A 16,468-nucleotide genomic window follows, 5' to 3' on the forward strand; every position below is an offset into this window, starting at 1 on the left:
TTAGTTAAAATTGAAGCAAAAAGTTTGTAAGTAATAATTAAAATACTAAATTTGGTTTAATTTCTATTCTTTTACTGTTAATAACTATTTGGAAACAAACGTTTTAAAGAATGGTTTTCAATGTAATTTTTATGCCCAATTTTAATGTGTTTCAGTGTTTGATAATAGTTTTTATGTTTAGTTTTTTGAAAACTGAAGCACAAAACGAAACAGATAATTGGTACTTTGGTGAAAATGCTGGAATTAATTTTGGAAATGGTGATGTGAGTGTTTTAACAGATGGAAATATGATAACTCCAGCAGGGTGTTCTAGTATTTCTGATAGTAGTGGTGATTTATTATTTTATACCAATGGTAGAACTATCTGGAATAAAAATCATCAAATTATGGACAATGGAGATAATTTGCAAGGTGATATTGAAGGTGTTCAGACTTCAATTATTATTCCAAAACCAAATGACCCCTTTACATATTATCTATTCGTTACTAATAGTACACCTCAAATGCCAGTAAATGGTATTTTTTATTCAGAAATTAAATTTTCTCCACAAAATCCATTAGGTCTTGTTACTCTTAAAAATATTAGAATTGCAAATGATGCTACTGCAAGATTAGCAGCTATTTATCATTTTGGAAGTAATTCTTATAGATTAATTTGCTTAACAAAAACTACTACAGCAGTATTTAAATTTTTTAAAATAACTACTCTAGGTGTTGATATTAATCCAATTATTAGGAATGTTAATGAAGAAATAGAGTCCTTTGGAGCAATGAAAATATCTCCTAATGGAGAATATTTAGCTGTTGCTGCCAATTCTCAACGAATAATTTACATATATGAATTTGATAATGATAATATAGATTTTGTACATTATCTATCATTGAATACTTACCCTAGATTTGGTTTAGGTATTAATCCTTATGGTATTGAGTTCTCTCAAGATTCTAATAATTTTTATTATTCTGGGGATAACTATGTTGTTCAATTTCAATTTACAGCTAGAGATAGTATGGAAGTTGTTGATCCGTATATAATAAGTTACCCGAATGCTAAATCATTACAATTAGCTAAGAATGGAAAGATTTATATTTCCAATGATGAAATGGATAATGATAGTAATTTTTTAAGTGTTATAAATAAACCTGATGAATATGGGGAAGCTTGTAATTTTGAAAGAAATGTAATAAACCTTTCATCTGGTTATTCAAAAAAAGGGTTGCCTATTTTTGTATCCTCTTTTTTAAGAAATAGAATTATTGCATCTGATGATGATTGTGTAAATACATCATTTAGTTTTAAATTGGATGCATATGGACCAATTGATTCTGTAGAATGGGATTTTGGAGATGGTACCTTTTCTACAGAATTTGATCCAGATCATATATTTACAAGTCCAGGATTTCAAAGGGTTAAAGCTACAATTACTATAAATAATGAGACAGTAACTTTATATAGAAATATAGAAGTTTATCCATTACCTGATTTAGAAGAAAATATAACTTTAACTCAATGCGATACTGATTCTGATGGTTTCTCGGTTTTTAATTTAGAAAATATAAAGGATTATTTAACATATTCGAATGCTGATTTTCAATTTTATTTTTACACCTCTTTAGATAATGTTAATAATGAAATAAATGAAATTTCGAATCACCAAAACTATACAAATACTACAAATCCTGAAGAAATTTTTGTAAAAATAAAAAGTGATAAAGGGTGTTCCATTGTTAGCAGTTTTTTTATAGAGAATATTCAATCGGTTGTTCCAGATATTGAAACCATTTATGTATGTGAAAATTCTGATAATGCTATTGGGAACTCTTTAGGAAAATTTAATCTCGTAGTTAAAAAACAAGAAATAATTAATGAGCTTGCTATTCCCGCTAATTATAGAATCAGTTTTTACAGAAATTTATTAGATGCACAAACAAAATTAAACATGTTAGATAGGTATCCTATTTTGCCTTCAATGACAATTTGGGTTAGAATAGAAGATGAAAATTTTAATTGTTTTGGAATTATACCTTTTAGCGGAGTGGTAAATCCTGAGTTAAATTTAGATATTGAAGAAGTTTATACTATTTGCGAAAATACAGATTCTCCTATTATTATTGATGGCGGATATAGTAATGACTCTTGGCAATGGGAAAAATTAAATGGAGGTATATTATCTACAAATAGATTTTTTGAATTATCAGAAGTTGGTAATTTTATATTAACTGTTTCTAAAGAAGAAAACGGCATAGTATGCAATCAGGAAAAAAACTTCCGTGTTATAAAAGCACCTATACCAGTTTTAAATTCTATAAATGCCGATAATGGTGAAATATCTATTTCGATTCTTGGTATGGGTAATTATATGTATTCTTTAGATGGATTTGATTATTATGGTAACGGAACTTCTCATACGTTTACTTATCTTGAACCAAATAATTATAAAGTTTATATAAAAGATGAAAATGGATGTGAAAATATAATTATTGAAAATGTTCTATTGCTAAAATTCCCTAAGTTTTTCACACCTAATAATGATGGTATTAATGATGAATGGAGGGTTTACGGCCCTTTTCAATCTAATTATTCAAGTGCAAAAGTAGAAATTTTTGATAGGTATGGTAAATTTATCTATGCTTTAAACTTATTAGATAATCAATCGAGTTGGAATGGTCTATATAATAATCTAAAGTTACCATCATCTGATTATTGGTTTAAAGTAACTTTAACTTCATTTAATGGTGAAATGATTGAAAAGAAAGGCCATTTTACTTTAAAAAGATAAGTTTTTTTGTTATCTAAATAGGCTTTATTTGTATATACAAATGTTTGGTGTTTTAATGGAAAGAGAAAAGTTTATCAAATTAATTACAGGAGGTATTATTATGGGAAGTATCAATTCGTTTTACAATTGGGCTAATGACTTATTAGAGGTAGATAAAAAAATGCCTGTATTATTTATAGGTCATGGTTCTCCAATGAATGCTATTGAAGATAATGTATTTTCAAAAAAATGGCATGAAATAGGAATGGAAATTCCAGTTCCCAAAGCTGTTCTTGTAGTTTCAGCTCATTGGTTAACCAAAGGAACGGCAGTAACCGCAATGCCAAATCCTAAAACCATACATGATTTTGGTGGTTTTCCTCAGACTTTATTTGATGTACAGTATCCAGCTCCAGGGGATCCTGAATTGGCTCTTGCTATTCAAAAAATAGTAACTAATCCTGCTATAGAACTAGATCATGAATGGGGTTTAGATCATGGTACCTGGTCTGTTGTAAAACATATGTATCCGAATGCTGATATTCCTGTATTGCAATTGAGTATAGATTATTATAAACCAGCTTTGTATCATTATGAATTGGCTAAACAATTACAGTTACTTCGTAAAAAAGGAGTATTAATAATTGGAAGTGGTAATATGGTACATAATTTAGGAATGGTAGCTTGGAATAAATTAAACGAAGCTGAATATGGTTTTGATTGGGCTTTAGAAATGAATGCTATTTTTAAGGATAAGATTTCCAATGGTTTTCACAAAGACCTTATTAATTATGAAAAACTAAACAAAGCAGCAAAACTAGCCATTCCTACTCCGGATCATTATTATCCATTATTATATATTTTAGCTTTGCAATCAGAAAATGATGAAGTAGCCTTTTTCAACGATAAGGCTGTGGGTGGTTCTTTAACAATGACTTCAGTTAAGATAGGGTAGTGTTTTTATTAGAAGAGACTGTCTGTGCTTTTTGGACAGCCTCTTCTAATAAAAACAGTTATCTAATATTTTCGTATACTTTTCTGTTGTTTAAAGGTTGAATAACTCGGAAATTCTCTTCGGAATATTTAGTTGCATAGTCATCTAATTGAGGAGTAGTTAATTCGATTTCATTTTTGAAAACTATCCATGTTAAAGGTCCTTGATTAGGTGTTAAATCTAAATTAGGTGTTGTTAATGACCCACTATATGAATAATATTTACCAGTGTCTGATGGTAAAATAGAATTTAAATAAAAAGTATCTGTTAATGCGTTAGTTCCTGTTGAAGTTGGTGATGCATCAAATAATGTTTGTAAAGCGTCGTTTACACTTCCTGTTTTAATAAGAACTCCTAAGACAGCATATGCACCTGAATCTGATTTATTTACAAAATGAATTTCCATTGTTTGATATTCGCCATTTATATCATGTTCACTATGACGATGAAAATGAAACTGTTGTAACTCATATTTATAACCTTTTATAGTAATGTAATTATTAGCTTTATCTGTTGTTGATAGATTTACTTTTAAGTTATCAGGAGTATGTTCTACACTATTCAAAGTGATGGCATTATAATGAATAACTGGATCTACTGTATTCATTTTTTCGGTTGCAGATGTATTGATGCTAATTGGTGATTGGCCTTCTAAGTTAGTTGTACCAAGTGGAAAGTTGTAACTTATTATACTTTCTGGAAAATCTGTAGTTTCATCTATTTTTAATGAATTAGTATCATCATCATTACAAGAAAACATGATTATTGACGAGAACACTAAAAGACTTATTTTGTTGAAATTTATTTTCATTTTATCTAAAATTTTTATTTTTATTATTTTGGTTTAATCTAATTACTATAACTTTAATTACATATCATAGAAATATTTCACATTTACTAAAAGTGTTCTAATAGTATAATTACACTTTTTGTAAACTCTTCTGTAAAAGTTATAAAATAGGTGAAGTTATTTGGTAAATTAAAATAACTATTTAGAGTGTAGATATTGTTTATAATATTTTCTCAGTATTAAATATAAAAACACTTTAACTCATTTTTTAAATAGATAGTTTTAATAAGAAAAACAGATTTTAGGAGGATGAAAAATAGCTGTAATACATTTGAAGTTGTATAAAAAATCTTTGTAATTTATTATTTTAAAGTATTTTGAATTTAATATTATTTCATTGCTATTTAGCTTGAAATTATTTAATAATTTTTTTGAAATTTTATTAAGGACTCTAAAATTATTTTTATTGTGATTTCGTCTTCTAGAATTTCTTTTATTATTAGCCTTGTGCTTTAAACAAAAATGTTGATTTATTGAGGAGTCATGTTTGGAAAAGTTATTGTGATATGCTAAATTAAAAGTTTGATTTGAAATAATTAAAAAAAATAGTATCCCAATATAATGTGATAAAAGAACTATTATTTTTAATATTTTTTTCATAAACTAATTTAATGACTTTATTTTATAAAAATATCTTGCTTATTTTAATAAGGAATTTAATATGATGTAAATTTCCTTCAAATTTATTAGACATAGATAAAAATTAACATTACTTTAATTACTAAGTAATTGAACTAAAAAGAGAGAATTATCGTTTAGGAGAAAATCAACTAAAAATTGGAATATTTATTCTAAGCTCCAATTATCCAAAACAATAGTAATAATTGAATATGGCCAGGTTTCTATTGACATCAATTTAGGTGCTATTGGAATAATGTTTGTCTTTTCCCATTTTTGACTAATAGGACTGTATATCATAGCGTTATAAAACAATTTCTTTGAAAATGGATTTTTAATAACTAATGAAGTGACAACATTACTTCGATCTTCTGCGTTTAGAGAAAGTTTGATAGAGATGGTTTGTTCTGGAATAGTAATTTTATCAACTATTTTCATACTATAAATAGTATCTGCTTTAATTTCAGTTTGAATTAACAAGGTTTCAGAAGGGTATATTTGGAGTGCTTTTTCTTTTACAAAGTAAGGAGTTTCTTTTACGTCCATTTCATAATTATGTTCAGTATCAGCTACTATTTCTAAAGTAAATGCTTTTCGTTTAGTTATTTCATTTTGAGAAAAGCCTATAGTAAGAAGAAATAAACTAAGTACGGTAAAATTGGTTTTCATTTGGTTGATTATTTTTATCAATCATTAATTCTACTTTTTGAGTTTTATTCTGTTAATTCCAAGAATAGAATGGAATAAAAATAAATTTTAGTTTATTCCTTTTTAAGTGCAATAAGCTCCATCCAAGATATTTTAGATTTATAGAACCTGAAAATAGTTTTGTCTTTATGATCGAAACGTGCTGTAGAATTGTTGAAATCTAAAGTATATTTTTCATCAAAATCTTTTTCTGTCTCTGTATGAAAATGAACAATATTTTTTATTACAGTCCAAGTACCTCTTCCGAAGGTGTTTCTTTCCTGAGGTATTCCATTTATGAGCTTGTTATAGGAATGAAATTCAAAAGTACCATCATTATGTAACTCTAAGGTATATCGAATAGTATGATCTCCGTTTGTAGAATCCATAGTTTTTGTATAATTACCTACATAATTTTCAGACTGTACATAAACATGAAATGAATTGGAGAAAAAGAATAATAAGATTACTATAAGTTTCATCGGATTGGAATTTTAGTTGATTTCTTAGTATCAAAATTTGTTCCACAATTTATTCTTCATCTTCAATAGTAAATGGATAATTACCAAATAAACTAGACAAACGCTTTATTTGATATACTTTACTAGTGTATTTATTGGATAAAGCAATAAGAGCAACAGTATCTTTTTTTAAGGTAACATAGGAAGTTTTGTTACCATGCCACCAGCCGTTATGATAAAACATAATTGTTCCATCATCCCATTCTCTTAATCGAATGCCTAATCCATAATTATTTACTCCTTTTTTTTCATAACTATATCCTTTATAGGCTTTTTCTTTAATTTTTTTACTTAAAAATTCATCAGAATAAGTAGCCAAATCTAGTTTTAGAAGATCTCTTGCAGTTGAATAAATATTTTTGTCTCCATAAACTCCGTCCTGAAAATTAAATGGAATTTCTTCCCAAGTGCTTTTGTAGTTTTTACTTACTGTATCTTTTTGTTTTTCTATTTCGAATACAAAAGTACTTTTCATATCTAGTGGGTCAAAAAGTAGCTTTTTCATTGCTTTAGGAAAGGGAAGTTGGGTTACTTTTTCAATTACCAAAGCTAAAAGAGCATAGTTGGTATTATTGTAACTAAATTTAGAATTAGGAATAAAATCCAATTCTACTTTATTAGAAGAAATTAAACGTAAAATATCTTTATTAGTTAGGATTTTAGATTTATCCCAAATAGTATCGTTATCTGTAAAATAGAGATAATTTGGCAAACCACTTCTATGAGTCAATAAAGTTTGTATTGTAACTTTTGAATAGGGAAATTCAGGAAAAAATGTTTGTAAAGATGTCTCTAAAGCTATTTTTTTTTTATCAATTAGTCTTAGTATCAATGTTCCTGTCATTACTTTACTTATCGAAGCCAAATGAATAGGAGTTGATGATGTTAATCGTTCTTTTTTATTATAATTTGAATATCCTGAATATTTTTCTAATAGTATCTGACCATTTTTGGCAACTAAAAAACTACCACTAAAATCATCTAAATTTATTTTATCAGTATAAAATTTATCAATTTCTTTTCTTTTCTTTTTCTTATAATTTTCATCAAGAGTTATAAATTTAGGAAGAGAGATACTTTTTTTAATATCCTCTACTCTTTCTTTAATTGGAGTTACAACTTCTTGCTTACAAGAAAAATGAGAAAATAGAATTAGAAATAGTAGGAGTTTATAATTCATCTTTTTTGGGTATTACTTTGATATTTGAATTAGTTCTTATTATAATATCAATAAATTCACTTTCATTTTCTGGAGAAATATAAATCTGATCATGCTGATTATAATTAATAATCAACCCAATGTGGTTTAAAGCTGGTTTAAAGGCTACAGGAATTATGAATCCATTATGATGCTTTATTTTTTTTATACTAGCTATAGGAATAGTTTTTTGAAACGGTCCTGATTTACAATATAAATTCGTTTTATCAGTTCGATATTCGGTATCAACTAATATCCATACTAAAAAGAATAAAGCCACAAGGTTTATTGAAACTACTATTATAAATGGAATTAAGTTATTGCAATAAAAAACAGGAATAGTGGCTAAGATGATTATTAAAAAGATAAAACTAAATACTATTTTATTAGATTTGCTTATAGAAGATTTATAAATCATCTTATAATCCTAAATTCTTTTTAGTTGTTTTATCGATTCCATCTTTGTGAAGTAAAACAGATATTGCTTTTAAGCTCATATAAGGAACACTCATGTAAACAAATCCCCCATTTTTAACTCTGCTTTCATCAGTACCCCAAGAGTTTTTAATCTTATAATAACTATTTCCTTTTTGATCTTTTACTTTCCCAACAATATGCATTAGATGATCATCGGTTGTATTGTAATTCTCAAATTCTTGCTGACGATAAGAAGGAGTGATTTTTTTCTCAATAATAATTTCTCCAAGGCCCGTTTTTTCATCTTCTTTATTTTCTGGAATAAAAGCAATACCATATTTAGCAGAGAATGTAATTTCAGAAACATCACAATCTAGGGCTAGTGTGTACCCTTTTTCTAAAGCATAATCAATGGAAGCAATAAATTCATCTAAAGGTAAGTTATACATACTTCCATTAGAAAAATTATCAGGAATGTTTAAAATAAAATTCGAGTATAAAGGTTGATGTGTAAATGAAGTCAAAGTTAAATAATCAGATGGTTTAATCTTAGTCATTTCCATAAAACTTTTTGGACTATATTTTTTTCCTTCGAAAGTAAATTCAGTTGGGATTTCTCCTAAATAAGTGTCCAAAACTTTTGAAATAGCAGTTTTCCATTTTGGAGATAATTGTTTGCCAGGATTGTCTACATAGGTTTTAACCATGGCTTCTAAAACTGCAACTAATTCAGCGTGATTGTGTTTTTTTTCATCTTCAGATAAACCAGTGTAAGTTGAAATTGGAACCAATCCATAGACTGCTGCACTATTGATTACATCATGACTTAAACCACCTTCACTAAATTGTGCTTTTCCTTGACGCATAACAAAGTTCTCAGCTTTCTTTGGATAAGTGGTTCTTACTTGATACATTTCTGATAAATCAATTTTTTTTCCAGTCAAGCGAATGATTTCTGATTCTAGAAATGATGATGTTGAAAAACTCCAACAAGTTCCTGTTTTGTCTTGAGAAATAACAGGTAAACTTTCTAGGTTTATAACTTCTTGAAATTCATAATTTTGACCAAAAGAAGATAAGATTCCAATTGTGAAAAGGAATCCTAAATATAGTTTTTTCATAATAGTATTTGTTTTGTTTGTGCAATATAATGCAAAAAATGAATTATTTTTACCTGAAATTAGAGAAATTTTAAAATGAATCAATTTTAACATCAAAAGTTAAACTTGAAATAAAATAAACAAAAAAATAAAACATATAGATATGATTAATTGGAAAACAGCTAAAGAATTTGATGATATTACCTATAAAAAATGTGATGGAGTGGCACGCATTGCTTTTAATAGACCAGATGTTCGAAATGCTTTTCGTCCTCATACTACAAAAGAGTTAATTGAAGCTTTTTATGATGCTCAAGAAGATACTTCGATAGGAGTGGTGTTACTTTCTGCTGAAGGACCTTCTTCGAAAGATGGTATTTGGTCTTTTTGTAGTGGTGGAGATCAGAAAGCACGTGGTCATCAAGGTTATGTGGGTGAAGATGGCTATCATCGTTTGAATATTTTAGAAGTGCAACGTATGATTCGTTTTATGCCAAAAGCGGTTATTTGTGTAGTTCCTGGATGGGCAGTTGGAGGTGGTCATTCCTTACATGTAGTTTGTGATTTAACTTTAGCCAGTAAAGAACATGCTATTTTTAAGCAAACTGATGCTGATGTAACGAGTTTTGACGGAGGATATGGTTCTGCTTATTTAGCTAAAATGGTGGGACAAAAGAAAGCTCGTGAAATTTTCTTCTTAGGAAGAAACTATTCAGCTCAAGATGCTTTTGAAATGGGAATGGTAAACGCAGTAATACCTCATGCTGAATTAGAAGATACGGCTTTTGAATGGGCCCAAGAAATATTAGCTAAATCTCCAACATCTATAAAGATGCTAAAATTCGCGATGAATTTAACGGATGATGGAATGGTAGGACAACAAGTATTTGCAGGTGAAGCAACTCGATTAGCCTATATGACAGACGAAGCTAAAGAAGGTAGAGATGCTTTTTTAGAAAAACGTAAACCTAATTTTGAGAAGAAGTATTTGCCATAAGAATTTTTGAATGTCAGAAATTAGAATTTAGAAAATAAAGAAACAATGCAAGAGTTTAAAAACGAAATTATAGATATATCTACCTTACCAAAATTTGAAGATGTCAAATTGCAACCGCTTCAAAAAGAGTATTTCAAGGTAATGCTAATACAGCGTAGCGTATTTTATACCATATTTTTAATTCCTATTATTGCTTTATTTTTTATTGATACCAATGATTTTTTTGAAGGAAAATTAATTTATGGATTATTGTTTTGGTTTGTTTTAGTACTTCTTAATTTTTTTTATTTAAAACTTAGTTTTAGAAAAAAAGGATTTGCCCTACGTGAACATGATGTGATTTTTAAATCGGGTGTTATTAGTGAAACAACAACAATAGTTACCAATAATAGAGTACAACATGTGGCTTTACATCAAGGTATGCTATCTAGAATTTTTGGTTTAGCTTCTATAGAGTTATTTACCGCTGGAGGAAGTGCTAGTGATTTAAAAATTAATGGTTTATTGTTTGAAGATGCTAAAAAAATAAAAGAAAGTGTTTCGGAAAGAATTATTGAAATTACTGAAGAAGCGAAAGAACAATCAGTAACATTGGAAACAGAGCATCAAAGTGACTACCAAGTAATTCCTAATGAAAATAACGAACCTGATGATACAATCTAATTTCGATTTTTCTATTCCTCAAAGACAATCTTTAATAGGTATTTTTGTGTTATTTGCTAATACACTGCAAAAATCAATTAGAGCATTATGGCCTATAATTCTTGTTTTTGTATTCAATAACAAAGAATATAAGCCTTTTTTTATTTATCTGACTATTTTTGGAATAGTAGTATTGATAACCATTATTGCATTTTTGAGGTATTGGTTTTTTAAATTTTATATTGACTATCAATTGGAAGAGTTTGTAATTGAAAGCGGTATTTTCAATAAAACAAAAACTACTATTCCATTTCATAAAATTCAGAAAGTAACGATTGACCAAAGTTTAATTCAACGTATATTTAGTGTCCATAAATTAGAATTAGATACCGCAGGAAGCGATAAAAAAGAAGCTTCTATTAAAGCTATTTCTCAACAAATGGCAGTGGAATTAAAAAGAAGCTTATTAGAGAATACAAAAGAAAAAGCCTTATTAGTTCCAGAAACAGAACTAGTTGAAAGGCAAGATGAATCTTTTATTACAATTAGTTTACCTAGTTTGTTAAAAATAGGAATTACATCCAATTATTTGATAAGCTTTATTTATTTGATTGGTATTTTTTCAACAATTTCAGAAAATTTAAAGCAAATAGGAAAAGAAAATTTAATTGATGAGAATATTAATCAGTTAGAAAGATTACCAATTGTCAGTTTATTATTAGGTTTTTTAATCTTTTCTTTTACGGCTATTATAATCACTAATTTGGTAATTACGGTACTGAAGTATTTTAATTTCACTATTAAGAAAGATGGTAAATCATTTGTTTTAACTTATGGTTTACTGAATATAAAAAACACTATAATAAATCCCGAAAAAGTTCAAATAATAAAAATAACGCAAAACTTTTTTCAGAAGAAACTCAATATCAATACCATTGAAATTTTTCAAGCTTCTAGTGATATGAAAAGGGCTAGTGTGAAAGATAGAACAAAAATTCCAGGTTGTAATACTACTGAAAAAGAACAAATAGTTAAATTAATAATCAATAGGTTACCTGCTAAGGAAGTAACTTTATATCCTAATATTCGTAAACTACTTATAGGAATCCTATTTTTTATTATTTTACCTGTTTCAATTGGAATAGTAATAAATTATACTACTAATCGATTTCCTGTAAATGCTATAGGATTGATGATAAGTTTGTATTCTTTAATAATGGGATTAATTTTGTTTATATCATACAAAAATTACCGATTATTTATCTCTGATGAATTTATAGTCCAACAAAGTGGTGCTTGGGATATTGATCATAAAATTATTATGCCTTATAAAATACAAGCCATAAAAACCCAACAATTTTTTTGGCAAAAACTAACAAATATAGGTTCTATTGAATTATACACAGCTGGAGGGAGAATTTCATTTTCGACTGCAAATTTTGAAGAAATAAAAGAGCAAGTGAATAAGTGGTTATATCAAGTAGAGGTTTCTAAAGAAAATTGGATGTAATTTAAAATTTTAATGAAATGATTTACCTTGCAAAATATATTGTTATCTTTTTTGGAATGTTTTTGATTTTTTCAAGTTTTTTATTTTTTTTTAGCCCTTTTAAAACAAAAGAAATAATTGGAAAAGCTGGAAGTACTTATTTAATTAATTATACAGAATTAGGCATAAGGCTTTTAATTGGAGTAGCATTTGTAGTTTCTTCAGGTATCGCTTTATATGAAGTACCTTTTAAAATAGCAGGTTATTTTTTAATAGTATCTGCTTTAGTTTTAATGTGTGTACCTATTAAAAAACATAATGCATTTTCTAAAAAGGCTGCTGATAAATTGAAACCTATTTATCTTAAATGTTGCGCACCTTTCTCACTTTTTTGTGGAATACTAATACTAATGGCTTTTAAATTTTAATTATATAATGAAACACTGGATTCAAGCGGCAAGATTAAGAACTCTGCCTTTATCGTTATCAGGAATAATTGTAGGTAGTGGCTATGCCTATTATCAAGGGTTTTCAAATTACAAAATTCTTATTTTAGCTTTTTTAACCACTTTAGGACTTCAAATCCTTTCTAATTATGCAAATGATTATGGAGATGGAGTAAAAGGCACAGATGCGAATAGAATAGGAGAGAAGCGCATGGTTGCTGCTGGAGTTATTTCTGCAAAGCAAATGAAAACAGCTGTAATTAGTGTAATGATTATTACTTTCCTGTTAGCTTTATTACTTATCTATGTTGCTTTTGGAAAAGAAAATTTTGCCTTAAGTTTAATTTTCATTTTATTAGGAATTGGTTCAATTGGAGCAGCCATAAAATATACTGTCGGTAGTAATGCCTATGGATACAATGGTTTAGGAGATTTGTTTGTCTTTATATTTTTTGGTTTAGTTTCTGTAATCGGATCTAATTTTTTGTTTACCAAAATGATTGACTGGAAATTGTTTCTGCCAGCTATCACTATCGGTTTATTAAGTGTAGCCGTTTTAAACTTAAACAATATGAGAGACATTGAAAATGATAAAATGGCTGGTAAAATGACTTTGGTAGTTAAAATGGGGTTAGAGAAAGCTAAAATTTACCATCAATCTTTGTTAGTAATTGCTTCTTTGATTTTTCTGATATTTAATATAGTAACGAAAACTTCATTTGTACCAATTATTGTTGTAAATATATTCCTAATTATACATATTAGTAAGATTAAAAAATCAATATCCTATGAAGATTTCGATCCAGAATTAAAAAAAGTAGCTCTAAGTACTTTTGCATTAAGTGTATTATTTTGGTTAACTTTTTTTTTTTCAAAACTAACAACTAATTTCTAAAAATTATGAAAATAACATTTTACGGTCACGCATGTTTAGGAATAGAAGTAAATGACGTTTCAATTCTAGTAGATCCTTTTATTTCGGGTAATCCAAAAGCAGCTCACATTGATTTAAACTCGCTTAAAGCAGATTTTATATTACTAACGCATGCACATCAAGATCATACTTTAGATGTGGAAGCGATTGCGAAAAGAACAGATGCAATCATTGTTTCAAATTATGAGGTTGCAGAATATTATGGAAATAAAGGATACTCATTTCATCCCATGAATCACGGAGGAAGTTGGGATTTTGAATTTGGAACAGTAAAATATGTAAATGCTATTCATACGTCTTCTTTTCCAGATGGAACTTATGGTGGTCAACCTGGTGGATTTGTAATTGAAGGAGAAAGAAAGAATATTTATATCGCTGGTGATACTGCTTTAACCATGGATATGAAATTGATTCCAATGCGTACCAAATTAGATTTAGCGATTTTACCAATTGGAAGCAATTTTACAATGGATGTAGAGGATGCTATCATCGCTTCTGATTTTGTGCAATGTGATAAAATTTTAGGGTATCACTATGATACTTTTGGTTATATTGAAATCAATCATGATGAAGCCAAACGTAAATTTTTCGACAAAAATAAAGATTTGATGTTATTGGAAATTGGTGAATCAATAGAATTATAAATAGGTTTCATGTTTAATTTTTTCATGTTTATAGATCCTTAAACTTTTAAACTTCAATTGAAAGCAACTTACAAAAAATACATTCTCAATTTCAAACGTCCAAGTGGAACCTCAAGAGGTGTTTTAACGGATAAAGAAACTTGGTTTATACTACTTGAAGAGGACGGAAAAAAAGGAATAGGTGAGTGTGGTATTTTGAGAACACTTTCCATAGATGACCGACCTGATTATGAAGAAAAATTACAATGGGTTTGTAACAATATTCATTTAGGAAAAGAAACACTTTGGGATGAACTTTTAGAATTTCCTTCTATCCAATTTGGAGTAGAAATGGCCTTCCTTTCTTTAGCTTCAATAACACCTTTTGAGTTGTTTCCGTCTGAGTTTACTTTGGGTAAAAAAAGTATGGAAATAAATGGCTTAGTTTGGATGGGTGAACCCTCATTTATGAAGGAACAAATTGAAGAAAAATTAGCCCAAGGTTTTCGTTGTATTAAACTGAAAATAGGAGCTATTGATTTTGAAAAAGAATTGGAATTATTAAGCTTTATTAGACAAAATTTTGATGAAGATACTATCGAAATTCGAGTGGATGCTAACGGTGCATTTGGTTTAAATGAAGCTTTAAGTAAGATAAATCAATTGTCTGAATATAAAATACATAGTATTGAGCAACCTATTCAAAAAAACAATACTGACAGTATGGCAGTACTCTGTAAAACAACACCTTTTCCAATTGCATTAGACGAAGAACTAATTGGTGTTTTTGGAATAGAAAATAAAACTAATTTACTAAAAAAAATTCAACCACAATACATTATTTTGAAGCCTAGTTTAGTTGGTGGTTTTAGAGGTACTTTAGAATGGATTTCAATTGCTAAAAAACTAAAAATTCAATGGTGGATTACTTCTGCTTTAGAAAGCAATATAGGTTTAAATGCTATTACGCAATTCACTTACATACTTCAAAATTCATTGCCTCAAGGTTTGGGAACTGGAGGTTTGTATACCAATAATTTTGACTGTCCTCTGGAGATTAAAAAGGGACATATTTGGTATACTAATTCTTTAGATTGGAACATAAAATTATTAGAATAAATAGCAATAAAAAGAGCCAACAGTTTGCTGGCTCTTTTTATTATTTCGCATTGTAATAGGTTACTATTATTTATTTATCCGTGTCGATGTCAACTTCTGTTTTCTTATCTCCATCTTTAGTAGAGAACTCAACACCATCATTACTGATGCTTAATGAAGTTCCATCGTTTTCTTCAGGTTGTTTTTCTTTTTCTATTACAACTGTTTCCGTCTTTTCAACTACTGTTGGCTCTTCTTTTTGCTCTTTACAACTTACACTAGCTAAAATCACTAGGGTAGCTATAATTACTGTTACTTTTTTCATATTATTTGTGTTTAAAATTATAAGTGCAATTTAGGTCGACTTTCAGTAGTTGGTCTTATGACATTTATTAAGATTCTTATATAATTACCATTTGAAGTACAAGAGTACTTGAATGTGATAGTAAATGTTTAAATTTGCTGTTGTAAAATGATATTCTATTATGTTCCGATTAAAATTACCAACAGATCCAAGATGGGCGAATATTGCAGAGGGCAATTTAGAAGAAATTCTAACGGACCACGCTTGGTGTGAACAAAAAGCTGCTTCAAATGCTATTATGTTAATTACGATGTTACCTGAATTCACTGAAATTACTACTGAATTAATTAAAATAGCAAAGGAAGAATTAGATCATTTCGAACAAGTACACGAAATTATAAAAGCTAGAGGTTGGGTTTTAGGTCGTGAACGAAAAGATAGTTATGTAAATGACTTGTTTAAATTCATGAAACCAGGTAATCGCAAACATATTATTGTGGAGCGCATGCTTTTTGCAGCCATGATAGAAGCTAGAAGTTGTGAACGTTTTAAAGTATTATCAGATAATATAAAAGATCAAGATTTAGCCACTTTTTATCGCGAATTAATGATTTCAGAAGCCAATCATTATACTGCATTTTTACAATTTGCTCATGATTTAGCTGAAAAAGGCTATGATGTAAAGAAAAGATGGGAAGAATGGTTGGAACACGAAGCTAAAGTAATTGCTAGTTATGGAAATAGCGAAGCGATACATGGATAGTGTTCAGTATTCAGGTTTAGTTGGCAGT

General features: G+C 28.3%; 17 protein-coding genes. 10 read left to right on the top strand and 7 right to left on the bottom strand.

Annotated elements, in window-relative coordinates:
• Positions 1 to 185: 185 nt before the first annotated feature.
• Together FIA58_RS00760 and ygiD are read left to right on the top strand one after the other, a co-directional pair.
• A complete protein-coding gene (locus FIA58_RS00760) occupies positions 186 to 2,780 on the top strand; it encodes a T9SS type B sorting domain-containing protein (RefSeq protein WP_165928824.1) in 2,595 nt (864 codons plus the stop codon).
• Positions 2,781 to 2,880: 100 nt separating this feature from the next.
• Complete coding sequence (gene ygiD, locus FIA58_RS00765) at positions 2,881 to 3,714, top strand: 4,5-DOPA-extradiol-dioxygenase (protein WP_140959796.1); 834 nt, start codon at positions 2,881 to 2,883, stop codon at positions 3,712 to 3,714.
• A gap of 58 nt (positions 3,715 to 3,772) precedes the next feature.
• Here the strand turns inward: ygiD and FIA58_RS00770 are convergent, their stop codons facing one another.
• The 6 genes from FIA58_RS00770 to FIA58_RS00795 form a co-directional block, all read right to left on the bottom strand.
• On the bottom strand, positions 3,773 to 4,564 hold the full coding sequence (locus FIA58_RS00770; RefSeq protein ID WP_140959014.1) for a carbonic anhydrase family protein: 792 nt from the start codon (positions 4,562 to 4,564) through the stop codon (positions 3,773 to 3,775).
• Between the two features lie 825 nt (positions 4,565 to 5,389).
• A complete protein-coding gene (locus tag FIA58_RS00775) occupies positions 5,390 to 5,890 on the bottom strand; it encodes a hypothetical protein (RefSeq protein ID WP_140959016.1) in 501 nt (166 codons plus the stop codon).
• 92 nt (positions 5,891 to 5,982) lie between these two features.
• Positions 5,983 to 6,390: a hypothetical protein gene (locus tag FIA58_RS00780; protein WP_140959018.1), complete on the bottom strand. Its 408-nt coding sequence runs from the start codon at positions 6,388 to 6,390 to the stop codon at positions 5,983 to 5,985.
• A 49-nt stretch (positions 6,391 to 6,439) separates the two neighbouring features.
• Entirely contained in the window at positions 6,440 to 7,609 is a 1,170-nt protein-coding gene (locus FIA58_RS00785; protein WP_140959020.1) for a serine hydrolase domain-containing protein, read from the bottom strand.
• Positions 7,599 to 8,045, bottom strand: coding sequence for a PH domain-containing protein (locus FIA58_RS00790; protein ID WP_140959022.1), 447 nt, complete (start codon positions 8,043 to 8,045; stop codon positions 7,599 to 7,601). Before FIA58_RS00790 ends, FIA58_RS00785 begins: the two co-directional genes overlap by 11 nt.
• Position 8,046: 1 nt before the next feature.
• On the bottom strand, positions 8,047 to 9,165 hold the full coding sequence (locus FIA58_RS00795) for a C1 family peptidase (RefSeq protein WP_140959024.1): 1,119 nt from the start codon (positions 9,163 to 9,165) through the stop codon (positions 8,047 to 8,049).
• A gap of 142 nt (positions 9,166 to 9,307) precedes the next feature.
• Between FIA58_RS00795 and FIA58_RS00800 the strand changes: the two genes are divergently transcribed.
• The 7 genes from FIA58_RS00800 to FIA58_RS00830 are packed head-to-tail and all read left to right on the top strand — an operon-like array spanning position 9,308 to position 15,394.
• Positions 9,308 to 10,141, top strand: a complete 834-nt coding sequence (locus FIA58_RS00800) for a 1,4-dihydroxy-2-naphthoyl-CoA synthase (RefSeq protein ID WP_208022732.1) — start codon at positions 9,308 to 9,310, stop codon at positions 10,139 to 10,141.
• Positions 10,142 to 10,186: 45 nt separating this feature from the next.
• On the top strand, positions 10,187 to 10,804 hold the full coding sequence (locus FIA58_RS00805; protein WP_140959029.1) for a PH domain-containing protein: 618 nt from the start codon (positions 10,187 to 10,189) through the stop codon (positions 10,802 to 10,804).
• Entirely contained in the window at positions 10,791 to 12,293 is a 1,503-nt protein-coding gene (locus FIA58_RS00810) for a PH domain-containing protein (RefSeq protein WP_165928825.1), read from the top strand. Before FIA58_RS00805 ends, FIA58_RS00810 begins: the two co-directional genes overlap by 14 nt.
• 17 nt (positions 12,294 to 12,310) lie before the next feature.
• On the top strand, positions 12,311 to 12,700 hold the full coding sequence (locus FIA58_RS00815; protein WP_140959033.1) for a hypothetical protein: 390 nt from the start codon (positions 12,311 to 12,313) through the stop codon (positions 12,698 to 12,700).
• Between the two features lie 7 nt (positions 12,701 to 12,707).
• Positions 12,708 to 13,613, top strand: coding sequence for a 1,4-dihydroxy-2-naphthoate octaprenyltransferase (gene menA / locus FIA58_RS00820; RefSeq protein WP_140959035.1), 906 nt, complete (start codon positions 12,708 to 12,710; stop codon positions 13,611 to 13,613).
• Between the two features lie 5 nt (positions 13,614 to 13,618).
• Positions 13,619 to 14,296 (top strand): metal-dependent hydrolase, encoded by a 678-nt coding sequence (locus tag FIA58_RS00825; RefSeq protein ID WP_140959037.1) that lies wholly within the window; start codon positions 13,619 to 13,621, stop codon positions 14,294 to 14,296.
• A gap of 57 nt (positions 14,297 to 14,353) precedes the next feature.
• On the top strand, positions 14,354 to 15,394 hold the full coding sequence (locus FIA58_RS00830) for an o-succinylbenzoate synthase (RefSeq protein ID WP_140959039.1): 1,041 nt from the start codon (positions 14,354 to 14,356) through the stop codon (positions 15,392 to 15,394).
• A 70-nt stretch (positions 15,395 to 15,464) separates the two neighbouring features.
• Here FIA58_RS00830 and FIA58_RS00835 read toward each other — a convergent pair whose 3' ends face one another.
• Entirely contained in the window at positions 15,465 to 15,698 is a 234-nt protein-coding gene (locus FIA58_RS00835; RefSeq protein WP_140959041.1) for a hypothetical protein, read from the bottom strand.
• 160 nt (positions 15,699 to 15,858) lie between these two features.
• Between FIA58_RS00835 and miaE the strand changes: the two genes are divergently transcribed.
• Complete coding sequence (gene miaE / locus FIA58_RS00840; protein WP_140959043.1) at positions 15,859 to 16,440, top strand: tRNA-(ms[2]io[6]A)-hydroxylase; 582 nt, start codon at positions 15,859 to 15,861, stop codon at positions 16,438 to 16,440.
• The last annotated feature ends 28 nt before the right edge of the window (positions 16,441 to 16,468 follow it).

It is taken from the genome of Flavobacterium jejuense (genome assembly GCF_006491595.2).
Classification (GTDB): Bacteria; Bacteroidota; Bacteroidia; order Flavobacteriales; family Flavobacteriaceae; genus Flavobacterium; species Flavobacterium jejuense.